The sequence below is a fragment of the Porphyrobacter sp. THAI-01a genome (assembly GCF_056868655.1).
In genome coordinates, this window is sequence record NZ_CP180579.1 from 2,097,073 (window position 1) to 2,113,607 (window position 16,535).

Below are 16,535 nucleotides of genomic sequence, written 5' to 3' on the forward strand. Positions count from 1 at the left end.
GGTCCGCAGCACCCGATGATCTACCAATCTGCCAGCGTGTAGGACAGCGGATCGGGCACAGCGGCGGCGCGATGCGTTTACATCGCTGCTGCCCTCCCCCATCTTGGCCTGCGTGACGCCGCCTGCGACCCTTCCCGACCCCCTCGCCCTGCCCGCGCTGCACGCCAGCCACGGCGGCCACTGGCTGCGCCCCGCCAGCGGGACGACGAACGCCGTATCCAAGGGCGATGCGATCATGGCCGCGGCCGATACCCCGGCGCTGCTGATCAACGCGCCACTTGTCGCCAGCCGCCTCGGCTATCCCGACCTCTCGGGCCTCGACCTGCTCGAAGCCTTCGCCTTCATTCACCCCGCGCGCTTCTGCGTGCCGACCCCGCGCGGTCTGGCCGAGGCGCTGGGCCTGCCGGTGCCGGAGGACGATGCGGCGGTGCCCGAGATGCTCCAGCGCGCGGCGGGCGCGCTGATCGCGGTGTGCCGCGACCCCGAGTGGTTCGAGCGCGAGGGCGCGTGGAGCGCGCTGCAATCGCTCGAACGCCTGCGCTGGCCGTGGGCGCAGGTGCTGAAACCCCATATCGCCAAGCCCGAGCGCGCCGAGCGCTGGCTGTTCGCGCGCCTGCCGGAGTGGGAGGAGGCGGGCGAGCGCCCTGCCCCCCGTCAGGTCGACCTCGCGCCCGAGGCCGTGCAGGCGCAGCTCGCCCGTCTCACCGGCGAAGGCGCGGAGCAGCGCGAGGGCCAGCGCGCCTATTCGCTGGACGCCGCGCGCATCTTCGCCCCGCGTTCCGCGCCGGGCCGCCCGCATCTCGCGCTGGCGCAGGCCGGCACCGGCATCGGCAAGACACTGGGCTATCTTGCCCCCGCCTCGGTGTGGGCGGAAGCATCGGGAGGCACGGTGTGGGTCTCCACCTTCACCAAGAACCTGCAACGCCAGCTGCGCGCCGAGAGCCGGAGGGCGTGGCCGGCGAAGCGCGCCGACGGCACCCCGCCGGTGGTGGTGCGCAAGGGCCGCGAGAACTATCTCTGCCTCCTCAATCTCGAGGACGCGCTGCAAGGCGGCTTCGCGGGGCGTCCGGCGATCCTCGCGCATCTCGTCGCGCGCTGGGGCGCCTATACCCGCGATGGCGACATGATCGGCGGCGACCTGCCCGGCTGGCTCGGAACCTTGTTCCGCAAGAGGGGCATCGCGGCGCTCACCGACCAGCGCGGCGAGTGCATCTATGCGGGCTGCCCGCATTACCGGAAATGCTTCATCGAGCGCGCCGCACGGGATTCGGCACAGGCCGATCTGGTGATCGCCAACCACGCGCTGGTGATGGTCAACGCCGCCCGCGCGCGCGATCCGAACCAGCGCCCCACCCGCCTGATCTTCGACGAGGGGCACCATGTCTTCGACGCCGCGGATTCGACCTTCGCCGCGACGCTCTCGGGGCAGGAGACCATCGAACTGCGACGCTGGATCATCGGGCCGGAGAAGGAATCGCGCGGGCGCCGCCGCGGCCTCGCCGCAAGGCTCGCGGATGTCGCGAGCTACGACGAGGCCGGAGCGGAAGCCATTGCCGCCGCCTGCAAGGCGGGGCAGCTCCTCCCCTCGGACGGCTGGCTCCAGCGCCTGTCCGAGAACGCGCCCTTCGGCCCCATCGAAGCGCTGCTCGCCGCGGTGCGCACCGCGACCTATGCCCGCGACGAGAGCGGCGGGATCGACGCGGGCTACGGGATCGAGACCGAGGCGGCAGGGCTGCCCGGCGAGGTGATCGAGGCGGCGGGCGCGGCGTCGGAAGCGCTCGCGAGCATCCGGGTGCCGCTGATCCGGCTGGGCGGGCGATTGGAGGCGATCCTCGCCGAACCGCCCGACTGGCTCGACGCGCAGGGGCGCGCGCGGATCGAGGGGGCGCGCTTCGCTCTCGCCTGGCGGATCGAATTGCTCGCGGCGTGGGAAGCCCTGCTCGACAGGCTGGGCGGCCCGGCGGACCCGGAGTTCGTCGACTGGCTCGCGGTCGACCGCTCCGACGCGCGCGAGTTCGACGTGGCGATCCACCGCCGCTGGCTTGACCCGATGAAGCCCTTTGCCCGCGTCGTGCTCGAACCCGCGCACGGGGTGCTGCTGACCAGCGCCACCCTCACCGACCGGACCGAAGACGACGACAGGTGGGCCAGCGCCATCGCCCGTTCCGGCGCGGCCCATGTCGAGGTCGCTCCCTTGCTCTCGGCGGCCGAGAGCCCCTTCGATTACGCCTCGCGCGCCGAGGTGCTGATCGTCACCGACATCGCCAAGGGCGATCTGCCCGCGCTCGCCGGGGCCTATGCGCGGATCATCGAGGCCACGCAGGGCGGCGTGCTCGGCCTGTTCACCGCGATCCGCCGGCTGCGCGCGGTCCACGGCCGCATCGCCGACCGGCTCGCGCGGGCGGGCCTTCCGGTCTATGCCCAGCATGTCGATCCGATCGACACCGGCACCCTCGTCGACATCTTCCGCGACGATCCGCGCGCGAGCCTCATCGGCACCGACGCCCTGCGCGACGGGGTGGACGTGCCGGGGCATAGCCTGAGGTGCGTGGTGATGGAGCAGGTCCCCTGGCCGCGCCCCGACATCCTCCATAAGGCGCGCCGGCTGGCAGGTGGCGGGTCGGCCTATGACGACCGCATCATCCGCGCGCGGCTGGCGCAGGCCTTCGGGCGGCTGATCCGCTCGAAGGAGGATAGCGGCCACTTCATCGTCCTCTCCCCCGCCTTCCCCTCGCGCCTGCTCTCGGCCTTTCCGAAAGGCACGCCGGTGCTGCGCGTGACGCTCGATCAGGCTTTACAACGCTGCGCGGCTGGTGTTGGAGGCCTTGCCTCTCCGGTTGCGCAAGGAGCCCTCGATCCATGAAGATTCTCGGTCTCCTGCGCCACGCCAAGTCGGACTGGGACGACACCAGCCAGCGCGATTTCGACCGCGGCCTCAACGCGCGCGGCCGCAAAGGGGCGCAGGTGATCGGGCGGCACATCCGCGATCACGGCATCAAGTGGGACAAGCTGATCGCCAGCCCGGCAGTGCGGGTCAAGCTGACGCTGGAGGGCGCCCTGCCCGAGATCGAACCGATCTACGACCAGCGGCTCTATCTCGCGAGCTTCGACACCATCGTCGAGACGATCGAGGCCCATGCCGGCACGGGCGACGATGAGGCGCAGGCGATCCTCATTTCCGGGCACAACCCGGGCCTTCAGGACGTGCTGCTCGAACTGGTCGCCCCGGGCAAGGAGAACGCCTTGTTCAAGGAGGCGGTCGTCAAGTTCCCGACCGCCGCCTATGCGGTGCTTGAATGCGACGTGGCACACTGGAGCGAGCTGAAGCGCTACTGCGCCGAGCTCGTCCACTTCGCGCGCCCCCGCGATCTCGACCCCGATCTGGGGCCGGAGTTCTAGCTGACCTCCACGAGGTTGTCGTCCGAATCCCGGTCGATGTAGAAGTTGTAGGGGTCGATCCCGGCAAACAGCGGCTTCTTCGCGGTCACCACCTCGATCACCTGCTTGCCGGCGCGCACCGGCATGCGCTGCATCGACAGCACCGCCGCCTTGTCGAAGGCGCCGCTGCCGGGCCGGTCGGTGAAAAGGCCGACCTCGATGCTCTCGGCGAGCGGCGCGGGGGTCTCGACGCCCTTGCCGTCGGCGTAGAACTTGCCCGCCTCGACGGTGATCCGCGTGACCCACCTGCCATCGGCGCGCTTCGTGCTGGCGGCTTCGGTGGCCTTCAGATCATAGATCGTGATCTTCTCGAACAAATCGGTGATCAGCGCCTGATCCTCCGCCGTTTTCGCCTCCTGGCGCAGTTCGCCGATGAGGTCGAGGCTGCGCGGATAGGGCGCGCCCTTGAAGCGATACTTCGCCACCAGCCGCGCCAGCGCGCGGTTCACCGCATCCTCGCCCAGCCGCTCCTGCAGCAGGTACATCACGAGGCTGCCCTTCTGGTAGTGGATATGCTGCTGGTTCTCGACCCGGTAGAGCGGCTGTTCGGGCAGCGGGTCGCCCTTGCGGCCCGAAAGGTAGCGGTCGAGCTCGAACTTGAGGAAGCGCCGGATCTTGTCCTCGCCGTAGAGCTCCTTCATCACCATCAGCGCGGAATATTGCGCCAGCGTTTCCGACAGCAGCGTCTGGCCCTGCATGTTCGCGCCGATCACCTGGTGGGCCCAGTACTGGTGCCCCACCTCGTGCGCGGTGATGTAGGAGACGTAGTCGATCGTCTCGGGATCGCGCACGTCGGCCGCAAAGCCGATGCTTTCCGAATAGGGCATCGTCCCCGCGAAAGCCTGCGCGAAGCTGTCATACCCCGGGAACTCGATAATCCGCGCGTAGCCGAACTGGTAGGGGCCGAAATTGCGCTCGTAATAGGCAAGGCTGGTCTTCAGCGCCTTCTGCATCGCCGGCACGTTCCACGCGTGGCGCGGATCGTGATAGACGCTGAGCAGCACCGGCCCGACCTGCTCCTCGGCCACGGCATAGCGCGCCGATTGCACCGAGAAGAAGTTGAGGATCGGCGCAGGCGACTGGAAGACCGCGATGCGGCGATCGCCCTTCACCTCGTCGGACAGCTTGTTGCCCGGCGCGATCGGGACCTGATCGGCCGCGGTGCTGACGGTGATGCGCGAATTGACCCAGTCGGCGCCGATGTAGTTGCCCCCCTGCGCGCGGGTGTCCTCGAGCTTCGCCACGCGCAGCTCGGCCGGCAGGCCCTGCCGCCGCCGCGCGGTGCGGTCCTGCAACAGGCCGCGCCGGTCCATCCCGATGATGGGCGCGAAGGTGTAGTTGTTCACGAAGGTGCCGTTGTCGACCAGATCGGTCGCCGCCCCGTCGTTGGCGAAGCCGCGCCGCCAGACATCGGTGGCGAAGTCGAGCCGCACCGTCGCGCCGGGCGCGAGCGGGGTGTCGAAGCGGTAGATGCGGTAGAGGTGGACCTTGTCGTGGCTCGCCAGCCTTGCGCCCGCGATGTCGAGACGGGTGAATTCCGCGCCCTCGTCGCCCTGCCGCACGTGCAGTTCCGTGATCGGAACGCCGCTGTCGTTGCGCAGGGCATAGCTGCCCTTCACCTTCATGCGCCGCTCGTCGGGATAGATCGCGACGTCGAAGTCCACGTCCGTCACGACCGGCCGCGGCAGGTTCTCGTATTTCAGATATTTGCGCTCGTAGTCGGCGAGGCGCTCCTCGGCCTCGTCCGAGGTCTCGAAGGTGTTGAGCTCGGTGATGTTGCGGTGGATGACGAGGCCCGTGCCCGCCATTACCGCGACCGCCGCCAGCGCGATGCCGCCCGAGGCGAGGCCCGCGCGGCGCGCGATGCACCTGAGCCGCGGGACGACCGCGACCACCGTGCCGCGCGGCCAGGCCCAGTGGGCGAAGACGAGCAGCAGCACGGCAAAGGCCGCCCAGTAGGTGCGCGCAATCGCCGCCCCCACCCAGAAGCCGCCGGTGCCGTTCATGTCGCTCAGCGGCTCGGACGGGGTGCCCGCGTAATTGTAGAGGATGTTCGAATAGCCGAGGTTCGACATGAAGATGCGGACCAGGAACCACACCAGGAACAGGCCCCAGCCGACATACTTGTTGGGGCTGAGCACCTGGAAGAACACCGCCAGCACCGCCAGCAGCAGCAGGTCGACGCTCTGCGGGAGCACATAGGCCGAAAGGTAGAGGCCATAGTCGATCGATCCCGCGCCCTTGGCCAGCTGGTAGAGCACGCCCGTCGCCATTCCCGCCAGCGCCAGCGTCAGCAGGACGGTGAAGATCGCGAGGATCTTGGGCACGAACATCGCCCATGCGGGCACGGGGGTCGCGTCGATGATCTCGCCCATCTTCACGTCACGCTCGCGCCACACCAGTTCCCCGCCGTAGAACACGGCGACGATCAGGCTGAACAGCGCGGCGCTGCTGATCACCGTCTCGATGACGTTGGCCGTCAGCGGGTAGGACGGGGTGCCGTAAGTCGTCTCGGAAAAGACGAGGTTGAGCGTGGCGAAGGCGACCGAGATGAGGAGAAGCACGATGAGGCCCGGGCTCTTCAGCACGAACATCACCTCGGCGCGCAGCCGCAGCCAGAAGGTGGCGAGCGCATGGCCCGAGCCGAAGTGGCGGGCGACGGGCGAAGTCAGCGTGCGCGGTGCGACGCGTTCGGCCTTGGCGGCCTTGGTCGCCTGCCGTGCCAGCCGCCGCTGCTGCCAGCGCGACGGCGCGCGCTCGGTCATGCTGAAGCGCAGCCACGCGATGCCGAGGAACACCGCCGACAGGCCCAGCACGAAGATGCGGTTGAACAGCAGGTTGCCTTCCAGCGGCACGGCGCGCGTGTTCATCTCTGCCGCGGTCCAGTAGCGCGCGACCTCGGAGATCGCCCCGGTGCCGAGCGGCTCGTAGCGCGCGACCACCTCCTGCATCGACGGATCGGCCGACAGGATGATGCTGACCGCAAGGTAGCCCATCACCAGCACCAGCACGCCGATATAGCTCGCCAGCATCGACCGGGTGAGCGTCGCCAGGCTGAACAGGAACGCGGCCGACAGGATCAGGTTGGGGACGGCAATGACGAGGAACGGCCAGGCGTAGAGCGCGAAGCTGTTGGGCCCCACCGTCTCCGCATCGACCCAGGGCATCGCCGCGCCCAGCGCGATCCCCGCAGGGATGGCGACATAGCCGAGGATCGCGATCGCCAGCCCGCCGATGAATCGTCCGGCAAGGAAGCTCGTCCGGCCCACCGGGGTCGCGCGGATCATCGGCCCGAAGCCCGTCGTATCGTCGCGCACCACGGCGTTGGCCACGAAAGAGGTGATGACGAAGAGGTAGAAGGTCGCGAACACCGCTGTCGCCAGCGTCACGGTATAGGGCGAATTCTCGTTCACCGCGCCGGGCGAGCCGAAGCTCACGTTGTCGCTGGCGCTGAGGCCGAAGCCGAGGAGGAAGAAGATCAGCGTCGAAACCCAGAACACCGGGTTCCTCAGCTGGTAGCGGATCTCGAACGCGGCGAGGCGGGCGGTCAGCATTTCTGGCGGCCTCCCCTTACGCGGCCCGAGCGGCGGGCGCGGCGCGGCGGGTTTCGGCAAGGGTCGCGAAATAGACATCCTCGAGCCCGCCGGTGACGGGGGCGAAGCCTTCGGGCTGGGTGTCGCTCAGCACGTGGACCACGATCTCGCCGGCGAAGAAGCGGTGCGAGATGACCTCGTGGCTTTCCTGCATCGCGCCGAACTCGGTGTGGGGGACGGTGCGCTGCCACACCCGCCCCTGAGTCTGGCGGATCAGTTCGAGCGGCGCGCCCTCCAGCCGGACCTTGCCGCCGGCGAGCACCGCCATGCGCGGGCACAGGTCGGCGACGTCGTCGACGATGTGGGTCGAGAGGATCACCACCACGTTCTCCCCGATCCCGGCGAGCAGGTTGAGGAAGCGGTTGCGCTCTTCCGGGTCGAGGCCGGCCGTGGGCTCGTCGACGATGATCAGCTGCGGATCGCCGATCAGCGCCTGTGCGATGCCGAAACGCTGGCGCATCCCGCCTGAGAAGCCCGCGATCGCCTTGCCGCGCACCGCCCAAAGGTTGGTCTGGTTGAGCAGGTGCTCGACCATCGCCTTGCGCTCGCCCGCGGCCGTCACGCCCTTGAGCACGGCCATGTGATCGAGCATCGCCTGCGCCGAGATGCGCGGGTAGACGCCGAAATCCTGCGGCAGGTAGCCGAGGGTGCGGCGCAAGGCATCGGGCTCGGCCAGCACGTCGATGTCGCCGAAGCGGATGCTCCCGTGGGTCGGCGCCTGGAGCGTGGCGATGGTGCGCATCAGGGTCGACTTGCCCGCACCGTTCGGGCCGAGCAGCCCGAACATCCCCTTGGGGATCGACAGCGTCACATCGTCGAGCGCGCGGGTGCCGTTGGGATAGGTGTGGCTGACGCCGGCAAGTTCGAGCATGGAAGGATCCCCTGATTCAATCCTTTGCATGGTAGCGAAGGGCGCAGGCATATAAAGCCGTGTTGGTGGAACGGGACCGGCGATTGATCGACGGTGATTGCCGTTCGTCGACCGCAGTCGGCAGGCAGGCCGGAAGGCGCGGCGCTCAGAACAGGCCGGGCTGGCTGGCGGCAGCCTTCCCCCAAGGATCGCCGGTGCGCTCGATCGCCAGCGGCCCCGGCCATGCGCGGCACAGGGCGAAGGCGTCCTGCGGCGCGGTTGCCAGCCAGCGCGCCTGATCCCCGGGCGCGAGCAGCACCGGCATGCGTTCATGCACGGCGACGGCATCGGTGCCCTCGCTGGCGGTCATCACCATCGAATAGCAATCGCCCCATTCCTCCGAGGGCCGCCACAGGCCGGCCGCGGCGAACAGGGGCCTATCAGGAAGCGAGAGCCAGGTGCGGGTCATCCGTCCCTTCGGCCCCTCGGCCTCGCCCCAGGCCTCGAGCGGGATCAGGCAGCGGCGGTGCGCGAAGGCATGGCGCCAGAACCCCGTCGCCAGCTTGTCGGAGCGCGCGTTGTTCACCGGTTTGGGCTTCAGGGGCTGGCCCTTCGCGCCCTTGAGCACCAGCGGAAAACCCCAGGTCATCGCCCGCACCGTCCCCTCGGCGACGACGAGGCCGGTGTAGCCCGGATAGACCTCGGCAGCGAAGTTGGCGCCCCCTGCCCCCTCCACCGCATCGAACCACGCGGCGACCTCGCTCGCGTTCTTCGTCATGCGGTAGAGATTGCACATTGCCCCTAGGCTCCGGCGTTCCCGACCACGAAGCACGCCGCCGCCATCAGCGCCCCGGCCCAGCGGTTCGCACGGAAGCGGGCGAGCGGGTTGGCGGGGTCCTGCGGGTCGAGCGTCGCCACCTGCCAGGCAAGGTGCCCCGCCACCGGCAGCAGCGCGAGGCAGGCTAGCGCATCGGCGCGGTAAAGCCAGAAGCCGAGGCCCCACAGGCCGACCGCGGCGGCATAGAAACCCGCGATCCCGCCCCTGACCCGCGGGCCCATCGCCAGCGCCGAGGAACGGATGCCAACCATCGCGTCGTCCTCGCGGTCCTGCAGCGCATAGATCGTGTCGTAGCCGATCACCCAGCACATGCACCCGGCATAGACCGCCGCCAGCGCGTCCCAGTTGTCGAAGCGCAGCTCGGCCCAGGCGACCGGCAGGCCCCAGCTGAACACCAGCCCGAGCCACGCCTGCGGCCACCAGGTGATGCGCTTCATGAAGGGATAGGCCGCGACCAGCGCGAGGCTGGCGAGCGCCACGACTTGCGCCTCCCAGCGCAGTTGCAGCAGCACAACGAGCCCGACGAGGCTCAGCGCCACCAGCCAGCCCCAGGCGAGGCCCTTCGAAACTCGCCCGCTCGCCACCGGGCGCAGCATCGTGCGCGCCACCTGCCGGTCGAGATCGGCATCGACGATGTCGTTGTAGACGCACCCCGCCCCGCGCATCGCGATCGCGCCGGCGAGCAGCCAGGCGAGCAGCACCGGCTGCACCCCCGCCCCCGCCAGCCACACGCCGAAGACGCAGGGCCAGAACAGCAGCCACCAGCCGATCGGCCGGTCGAAGCGGGCGAGCAAAGCGAGGTCGCGCGGCAACTGCGGCAGCCGCGCGACCAGGCCCTTATGCTCGCTGTCGGGGACGATGTGTTCGGTCACCCGCCCCCACTAGACCAGACGGATCAGAAATTCACTACCGCGACGCTCAGCTGATAGGGATAGGCCTTGCCCGAGGTTTCGGCGGCCCCCATCAGGTAGACGCGGATGGTGTAGTCGCCCTTCACGGTCTTGATCCCGGTCGCGTCATTGCCCTCGACCGAGCTGTTGTAGACCGCCTCGCCCTTGCTGCCGGGCGGCAGGATGTTGAAATTGACCGAGCTGCTGCCGGTCAGCGACACCGCGAGGGTCTGGCCGTTGCCCACGCCCAGCTTGGAGTCGCGGTAGGCCTTGCCCTTGATCGTGCCCTTGACCGAGGCATTGTCGTTGCCCTTGGCGAACGTGATCCGCGACACGGTCTGCGCCACGGCCGGCGCCACCACCACCGCGCCAGCGAGCGCCGCGCAGGCCAGCGGCAGCAGGAACTTGCTCTTCATCCCGATTATCCCCCTTGTAAGCAGCCGCGACGACTCGCGGCCTGCCGCGATTGTAGACGCGGGCCATTCGCCGACCTACAGATTCCGCAGGTATCATGACCCAGACGCCCCTTCCCCGCACTCCGGCATGGCCGCCCCGCAGCGCCCCGCGCCTGTTCGTCGCGGACGAACTCGCAGGTGGCCGCATTCTGGCGCTCGATGGTCCGCAGGCCCATTATCTCGGCAAGGTGATGCGGATGCGCGAGGGCGACACGGTGATCCTGTGCGACGATGTCACCGGCGAATGGGCCGCGCGCATCGGCGAGGTCGGCAAGCACCGGGTCGATGTGACCATCACCGAGCGCTTGCGCGAACGCGAGGCCGTGCCCGACCTGTGGCTGTGCGCGGCGCTGCTCAAGAAGGACCGCTTCGACCTGATTCTCGAGAAGGCGACCGAACTCGGCATCGCCCGTCTCCAGCCGGTCCTCACCCGCCGCTGTGTGGCGGACAGGCTCAACATGGAGCGCGCCCGCGCAATCACCACCGAGGCGGCCGAGCAATGCGCCCGCACGGCGCTCCCCACTCTTGCCGAGCCGGTGAAGCTCGACGCGCTGCTCTCGGGCTGGCCGGAGGGGCGCGCGCTGTTCTTCGCCGACGAGAACGGGGGCGAGCCCGCGGCGGCGGCCTTCGCGGCCCATTCCGGCCCCGCCGCGATCCTCACCGGCCCGGAAGGCGGCTTCGACGATGCCGAGCGCGAACGCGTGCGCGCCCATCCGGCCGCGCGCGCCATCACCCTCGGCCCGCGCATCCTGCGCGGGGAGACCGCCGCCATCGCCGCGCTGTCCCTGTGGATGGGCACCGCGGGCGACTGGTAGGCCCCCACCCCGTCACATTCCGGCAAGACATTTCGGCTTCACCGCGCCAAAGGCGAATTCGGCTTCCCACCGGCAAACCCGTTTTCTAGAGCAACCGGCCAGAGAGGGCCTAACGAGCGATGAGCACACGCGAAGCTTCCACTGCCGACGATCCGGTGATCGAAGGCTTCGACCAGCTGGTTGCGCCGATGATCGGGGGCGAGAAGCCGCCCGAACGCTGGCGGATCGGCACCGAGCACGAGAAGCTGGTCTACAAGCGCAAGGATTTCCGCGCGCCCTCTTACGACGAGCCCTGCGGCATCCGCGATCTGCTGAAGGGCCTCGAACCCTTCGGCTGGTCCCCGGTCGAGGAAGGCGGCAATGTCATCGCGCTCAAGGGCGAAGACGGGGCGGTCAGCCTCGAGCCGGCAGGCCAGCTCGAGCTCTCGGGCGCGCCGCTCGAGAACCTGCACCAGACCTGCGCCGAGACAGGGAGACATCTCGCGCAGGTCAAGGAAGTCGGCGAGACATGCGGCGTCGGCTATCTCGGCCTCGGCATGTGGCCCGACAAGACGCGCGCAGAGCTGCCGATCATGCCCAAGGGCCGCTACGACATCATGCTGCGGCACATGCCGCGCGTCGGCTCCATGGGCCTCGACATGATGCTGCGCACCTGCACGATCCAGGTAAACCTCGATTACAGCAGCGAAGCCGACATGGTGAAGAAGTTCCGCACCAGTCTCGCGCTGCAACCGCTGGCCACGGCGCTCTTCGCCAATTCGCCTTTCACCGAAGGCAAGCCCAACGGCTTCCTGTCCTACCGTTCGCACATCTGGTCGGACACTGATCCGGCGCGCACCGGGATGCTGCCCTTCGTCTTCGAGGACGGTTTCGGCTACGAACGCTGGGCCGAATACATGCTCGACGTGCCGATGTATTTCGTCTTCCGCGACGGGAAGTACATCGACGCGGCGGGCCTTTCCTTCCGCGATTTCCTCGAAGGCAAGCTCTCCGTCCTGCCGGGCGAGCGTCCCACCCAGAGCGACTGGTGGGACCACCTCTCGACCGCCTTCCCCGAGGTGCGGCTCAAGAGCTTCCTCGAGATGCGCGGCGCCGATGGCGGCCCCTGGAGCCGGATCTGTGCCCTGCCCGCCTTCTGGGTCGGGCTGCTCTACGACCAGGGCGCGCTCGATGCGGCGTGGGATCTGGTCAAGGGCTGGTCGATGGAGGAGCGCGAGCGCCTGCGCAATGAAGTGCCGCGCCTTGCGCTCGCCACCAGGTCGCCGAGCGGCGGCACCTTGCAGGATCTGGGGCGCGAAGTGCTCGCGATCGCGCACGCTGGTCTGAAGGCCCGCGCGCGGCTCAATGCGGCGGGCGACAACGAGACCGGCTATCTCGACACGCTCGACGAGATCGTCGCCAGCGGCAAGGTGCCGGCCCAGCGCCTGCTTGATGCCTATCACGGGGAATGGAACGGGGACATCACCCGCGTCTACGAACAATCGTTCTGAGGAGGGGGAGAGAAGATGCTGATCGTGCTCGCGAAAGCGCAAGTCGGTGAAGGTGCGATGGAGGCGGCGAAGGCGGCAATTGCCGACATGGTCGCGGCCTCCAATGCCGAGGAAGGCTGCATCGCCTATGCCTTCACGCAGGACGTGCTCCAGCCGGGCGTGCTCCACATCGTCGAGAAGTGGAAGGACGAGGCGGCCCTCGCCGCGCACTTCGCCACGCCCCACATGGCGGCCTTCGGCGCGGCCATTGCGGGGCTCGATTTCAAGGTGATCGAGGCGCTCAAGTTCCACACCGACGAAGGCGCGCCGGTGATGTGATCCTACTCGGCGGGGAAGGCTTCGGCCTCGCCCGCCCTGTCAGCGGCACCCCCGGTCAGGCGCGCCTTCAGCCGCGCGAGCGGGGCGGTGACGAGCCCGTGGCGCTCCATCCAGGCGTGATACTCGCGGTATTTCGGGTCCTCGGCGAGCAGGTGCGCCTCCTCGGTGCGGGCGCGCCAGTAGTAGATCGCGTTGACCGCCAGCAGGAAGACGCAGTTGCGCAAGGCCTCCAGCAGCGATCCGCCGTTGACGAGGAAGGGCAGCACGCTCGCCCACCAGAACAGGTTCTTCGAGAGGTAAGCCGGGTGGCGTGTGAAGCGGTAGGGCCCGTGGGTCAGCACGCCGCGATAGGTGAGGTTCGAGAAGCGGATCCCGAACACCACCGTCGCCCAGGCGTAAACCCCTGTCAGGAAAAGCAGAAAGCCGCCCCAGGCCCACAACAGCGCCGTGTGGCCGCCCAGCCAGTGCGCCCAGCCGGGGGTCGCGAATTCGTAGCTCAGGATCTGGTTGTCGGGCCCGATGATCCCCCACACGAAGGGCGGATAGCACAGCAGCGCGGCGAGCCAGCCGGCCAGCAGCGGGTTGCCCGAGCGGATGTGCGAATCGAGCGGGCGCAGGGTCAGAAGATAGCCGACGGTGCCGATCTGCACGTCGATGACGAACAGCAGCGTCACCAGCAGCATCACGAATTCGACAGGGTTGCCGAGGAGTTGCGCCGGGTCCGCCTCGACCACCTGGGCAAATCCGGGGGGCAGGATCGAGATCATGAAGGCCCCGAAGAAGCCCTTGATCGCCCAGGCGCGCCAGTGCTTGGCGATGGCCGCGCCGTCCCATTGCTCGCGGCCCACGATCCCGCCGCCGGCGACGAAGGCGCCGAAGTGGAAGCACCCGTCGCGCGGCTCGAGCAGATGGCGGTCGAGCCAGATTACGTAAGGAACAGAAAGGATTACCAGCGGCAGGATGGCGATCGACAGGACCTCCATCGCGAACAGGTAACTGCCCGTCCAGTACCACCGCCCCAGCACGTAGAAGGCCGCCAGCAGCGCCCAGGTCGCCCACAGGCCGACGAGCTTGATCACCGCCACCGGCATCACCTCGGGCAGGGGACGCTTCAGGTTCCAGTCGATGCCCGTCGAGGGGCGCAGATGGACCTTGTCGACCAGCACCGACCACGCCGCCATCGGCAAGGCGGTGAAGACCATCGCTGCAAGCGAGGCATAAGGTCCTGAAAGGACGCCCCTTTCGCCGGACAATCCACCGCCCAGGCCGAGTACCCCGGCAATCACCGGATAGTTGCGGCAGAACAGGATCCACGCGAACAGCCCGAGCAGCCCGATCAGCCCGACGCCGGTCGAGACGTCGCTGGGCGGCAGCGCGGGGCGCGCGGTCGGGGGAGAGGAATGCGGCGGATTCATCACCGCGCACTCCTACAGCAGACTGGTTAACAGCTCGGCAAAGACCGGCTCGCGCACGCAAGGGCAGCAGCACGAGGCGTCAACGACACCCGCACGACCTGCCGACGACCGCGCAACGGCACGGTGCAGCCGGTTGGACCTACTTCCAGGCGTGGATCGTGCCGCTGTCGTCCAGCAGGTAGAGGTAGCCGTCGGCCACCACCGGCGGCAGGCTGACCGGCTGGCCGACATCGGCAAAGAGGCTCGCCGAGCCCTCGCCCGCGCTCACCTTCCACACCTCGCCGCGCGAGCTTGCCACCCACAGGTTGCCGCCGGCGAGCACCGGGCCGGTCCAGAAGATCGGGCCCTTCTTGTCTTCCACGTCCTTGTAGGCCTGGAGCTGGGTGATCCAGCGCACCCGACCGCTCGACCGGGCGATGGCGAGCAGGCGCGCATCGTCGGTCAGGGTGAAGATCCACTCGCCCGCGATAGCGGGGGTGGAGATGCCGGCGAGGTTCAGTTCCCAGATGCGCTGGCCGGTGACCAGTTCATAGGCCGCCATGCGCCCGCCCTGCCCGAGCGCATAGACGCGGCCCGAATCGATGATCGGGTCGGCGTCGATGTCGGTGATCGAGCCCACGGTGGTCGAGATGTTGGTGCGCGCCAGCGCGTCCGACCACAGCACGCGGCCGTTCTCGTAGCGGTAGGCAGTGAGTTCGCCGCTCGAATAGCCCGCGACGATCGTGCCCTGCCCGGCGGCGGGCGCGGCAACGCCGAACACGCCCGACTGGGTGTTCGATCCGCTCTCGTCCCAGACCAGCGAGCCATCGTTGATGTTCAGCGAGATCAGCTGGTTGTCCTGCGTCATCACGAACAGCTGGCCGAAGGCGATGGTGGGCGAACCGCGCAGGGGACCTGCCGGCTTGACCTTCCACAGCACCTCGCCGGTGTCGGCGTTCACCGCCTTGACCTCGCCCACACCGTTGGTGGCGTAGAGCTTGCCCGCCTCGTAGCTGACCCCGCCGCCGAAGGCCGAGGGGGCCTGGTCCTTGGTCATCTCGTCATCGCCGCGGGTCCACAGGCGCGCGCCGGTGTTCTTGTCGAAGGCGACGATCACGCCGTCGGTCCCTTCCGCGAAGAGCTTGTTGCCCCCCACCACCGGTGCGGCGGCAAGGCGCATGCGGTTGCTCGAACCGGCGACCCGTGCGGTCCAGACCTTCGCGGGATTGTCCGCCAGCGCGAGGTGGCCGTAGGACTTGCCCGCCGCCCCGCCGACCTGCGCCCACTCGGTGTTGGCCCGCTGCGGGGGCAGCACCACCGAGATCGAGGCCAGCGCGGGATCGACCTCGGCCCCGCTCTCGATGCGCGAGAGGATCGGCACGCGGTTGCCGACGGTGGGGGTCACATCGTCCTTGTCACCGCCGCCGAACAGGCCGCCCTTGCAGCCGGTCAGCCCCGCGGTCATCAGGCCCGCGAGCAGCGCGGCGCGGGCAAGTTTCGAGTTCATCATCGAAGTAGCGTCCAATCTTCGTCCTATCGGGCCGCGGCGGTTCCGCCGTCGTCCCCGCCCTCTTGCGCGACCCCTTGATCCTTGAGCAGTTTCTCAACGTCCACCACCGCATCGACGCCCATCAGCCCGGCCATCTGGCGGGCGCGGCTGCGCAGGGTTTCGGGCTGTTCCTCGTCCTTGGCGATGGCGGCGAAGATGCGGCCCGCCTCGGCACGGTTGCCGCCTTCGAGATGGGCCATCGCCACCAGCTCCCCGGCGCTGCCGAAGAAGGGATTGCCCGGCTTGGCGAGATCGCCGAGCTGGGCGATCACGTCGGACGGCTTCATGCGGTCGAAATTGATGCTGATCTCGCGGATGCGCGCCAGATCGCGCAGCACCGGGGGCGCGTCCTCATCGGCGGCGATCGCCTTGTAGAGCGTGGTCGCCTTGGCATTGTCCCCAGCCTCGAGCGCCGCGCCGGCCTGCATGAACCGCGCCGAGGCGCGCGCGCCGGGCGAGCTGTCCCCGCCGAGCAGGCCCGCGACCTTTTCCGATGCGGTCTTGAAATCGCGCTGTTCGGCGTAGTCGAGCGAGGAGATCAGCGCCTCGGACTGCCGCTCCAGATCCTGTTCGGCGTAGTGATCCCAGACGAGGTAACCGCCGAGGCCCGCGATACCGAGGCCGATCACGCCCAGCACCTTCAGCCCGTGATCGCGCAGGAAGGTGAGCACGGCATCCTCGCGCACCGCCTCGTCGATCTCGCGGATCAGGACTTCGTCCTCGCGCGAGGGCGTGGGGCCTTCGGGGGTTGTGGTCGGAGTGCGCGCCATGGGGCCTTGGTGTTCCTCGGTTAGTCGTGCGCCGCCGTATGGCCACGGGGCAGCGCGCTCTTTAGGCAGGTGACGCCTCTCGTGCAATGGCACCGGCCAAATGGCCCGGGGCAATTGAACGGGGGATGAAGCGAT

Annotated in this window: 13 protein-coding genes; 5 read left to right on the forward strand and 8 right to left on the reverse strand. The window is 68.7% G+C overall.

Annotated features, from left to right (window positions below; genetic code table 11):
• Positions 1 to 235: 235 nt before the first annotated feature.
• On the forward strand, positions 236 to 2,863 hold the full coding sequence (locus ACMX37_RS10205) for an ATP-dependent DNA helicase (RefSeq protein WP_483148392.1): 2,628 nt from the start codon (positions 236 to 238) through the stop codon (positions 2,861 to 2,863).
• The gene (locus tag ACMX37_RS10210; protein ID WP_483145818.1) at positions 2,860 to 3,399 is read left to right on the forward strand and encodes a SixA phosphatase family protein; all 540 of its coding nucleotides are present in this window, start codon (positions 2,860 to 2,862) and stop codon (positions 3,397 to 3,399) included. Before ACMX37_RS10205 ends, ACMX37_RS10210 begins: the two co-directional genes overlap by 4 nt.
• Here ACMX37_RS10210 and ACMX37_RS10215 read toward each other — a convergent pair.
• From ACMX37_RS10215 to ACMX37_RS10235, 5 genes are all read right to left on the reverse strand, one after another.
• Positions 3,396 to 6,992 carry an ABC transporter permease/M1 family aminopeptidase gene (locus ACMX37_RS10215; protein WP_483145819.1) on the reverse strand — a complete coding sequence of 1,199 codons (3,597 nt, stop codon included), beginning with the start codon at positions 6,990 to 6,992 and terminating at the stop codon, positions 3,396 to 3,398. The two genes, ACMX37_RS10210 and ACMX37_RS10215, sit on opposite strands and share 4 nt — an antisense overlap.
• 16 nt (positions 6,993 to 7,008) lie before the next feature.
• Positions 7,009 to 7,902, reverse strand: coding sequence for an ABC transporter ATP-binding protein (locus ACMX37_RS10220; RefSeq protein WP_483145820.1), 894 nt, complete (start codon positions 7,900 to 7,902; stop codon positions 7,009 to 7,011).
• Positions 7,903 to 8,047: 145 nt separating this feature from the next.
• Positions 8,048 to 8,677 (reverse strand): SOS response-associated peptidase, encoded by a 630-nt coding sequence (locus ACMX37_RS10225; protein ID WP_483145821.1) that lies wholly within the window; start codon positions 8,675 to 8,677, stop codon positions 8,048 to 8,050.
• Positions 8,678 to 8,682: 5 nt separating this feature from the next.
• Entirely contained in the window at positions 8,683 to 9,591 is a 909-nt protein-coding gene (ubiA, locus tag ACMX37_RS10230) for a 4-hydroxybenzoate octaprenyltransferase (protein WP_483145822.1), read from the reverse strand.
• Between the two features lie 23 nt (positions 9,592 to 9,614).
• Positions 9,615 to 10,025 carry a hypothetical protein gene (locus ACMX37_RS10235; protein ID WP_483145823.1) on the reverse strand — a complete coding sequence of 137 codons (411 nt, stop codon included), beginning with the start codon at positions 10,023 to 10,025 and terminating at the stop codon, positions 9,615 to 9,617.
• Positions 10,026 to 10,120: 95 nt separating this feature from the next.
• Between ACMX37_RS10235 and ACMX37_RS10240 the strand changes: the two genes are divergently transcribed.
• From ACMX37_RS10240 to ACMX37_RS10250, 3 genes are all read left to right on the forward strand, one after another.
• Entirely contained in the window at positions 10,121 to 10,879 is a 759-nt protein-coding gene (locus ACMX37_RS10240; RefSeq protein ID WP_483145824.1) for a 16S rRNA (uracil(1498)-N(3))-methyltransferase, read from the forward strand.
• A 119-nt stretch (positions 10,880 to 10,998) separates the two neighbouring features.
• A complete protein-coding gene (locus ACMX37_RS10245; protein ID WP_483145825.1) occupies positions 10,999 to 12,369 on the forward strand; it encodes a glutamate--cysteine ligase in 1,371 nt (456 codons plus the stop codon).
• Positions 12,370 to 12,384: 15 nt separating this feature from the next.
• Positions 12,385 to 12,687: a putative quinol monooxygenase gene (locus ACMX37_RS10250; RefSeq protein WP_483145826.1), complete on the forward strand. Its 303-nt coding sequence runs from the start codon at positions 12,385 to 12,387 to the stop codon at positions 12,685 to 12,687.
• Between the two features lie 2 nt (positions 12,688 to 12,689).
• Here the strand turns inward: ACMX37_RS10250 and ACMX37_RS10255 are convergent, their stop codons facing one another.
• From ACMX37_RS10255 to ACMX37_RS10265, 3 genes are all read right to left on the reverse strand, one after another.
• Entirely contained in the window at positions 12,690 to 14,102 is a 1,413-nt protein-coding gene (locus ACMX37_RS10255; protein ID WP_483145827.1) for a methyltransferase family protein, read from the reverse strand.
• A 139-nt stretch (positions 14,103 to 14,241) separates the two neighbouring features.
• A complete protein-coding gene (locus ACMX37_RS10260) occupies positions 14,242 to 15,591 on the reverse strand; it encodes a PQQ-binding-like beta-propeller repeat protein (protein ID WP_483145828.1) in 1,350 nt (449 codons plus the stop codon).
• Positions 15,592 to 15,614: 23 nt separating this feature from the next.
• Complete coding sequence (locus ACMX37_RS10265) at positions 15,615 to 16,400, reverse strand: tetratricopeptide repeat protein (RefSeq protein ID WP_483145829.1); 786 nt, start codon at positions 16,398 to 16,400, stop codon at positions 15,615 to 15,617.
• Between the last annotated feature and the right edge of the window lie 135 nt (positions 16,401 to 16,535).

Coding starts and splice junctions, on each gene's coding strand:
- ACMX37_RS10205 (WP_483148392.1), top strand. CDS start 236: ATGGCCGCGGCCGATACCCCGGCGCTGCTGATCAACGCGCCACTTGTC.
- ACMX37_RS10210 (WP_483145818.1), top strand. CDS start 2,860: ATGAAGATTCTCGGTCTCCTGCGCCACGCCAAGTCGGACTGGGACGAC.
- ACMX37_RS10215 (WP_483145819.1), bottom strand. CDS start 6,992: ATGCTGACCGCCCGCCTCGCCGCGTTCGAGATCCGCTACCAGCTGAGG.
- ACMX37_RS10220 (WP_483145820.1), bottom strand. CDS start 7,902: ATGCTCGAACTTGCCGGCGTCAGCCACACCTATCCCAACGGCACCCGC.
- ACMX37_RS10225 (WP_483145821.1), bottom strand. CDS start 8,677: ATGTGCAATCTCTACCGCATGACGAAGAACGCGAGCGAGGTCGCCGCG.
- ACMX37_RS10235 (WP_483145823.1), bottom strand. CDS start 10,025: ATGAAGAGCAAGTTCCTGCTGCCGCTGGCCTGCGCGGCGCTCGCTGGC.
- ACMX37_RS10240 (WP_483145824.1), top strand. CDS start 10,121: ATGACCCAGACGCCCCTTCCCCGCACTCCGGCATGGCCGCCCCGCAGC.
- ACMX37_RS10245 (WP_483145825.1), top strand. CDS start 10,999: ATGAGCACACGCGAAGCTTCCACTGCCGACGATCCGGTGATCGAAGGC.
- ACMX37_RS10250 (WP_483145826.1), top strand. CDS start 12,385: ATGCTGATCGTGCTCGCGAAAGCGCAAGTCGGTGAAGGTGCGATGGAG.
- ACMX37_RS10255 (WP_483145827.1), bottom strand. CDS start 14,102: ATGAATCCGCCGCATTCCTCTCCCCCGACCGCGCGCCCCGCGCTGCCG.
- ACMX37_RS10260 (WP_483145828.1), bottom strand. CDS start 15,591: ATGATGAACTCGAAACTTGCCCGCGCCGCGCTGCTCGCGGGCCTGATG.
- ACMX37_RS10265 (WP_483145829.1), bottom strand. CDS start 16,400: ATGGCGCGCACTCCGACCACAACCCCCGAAGGCCCCACGCCCTCGCGC.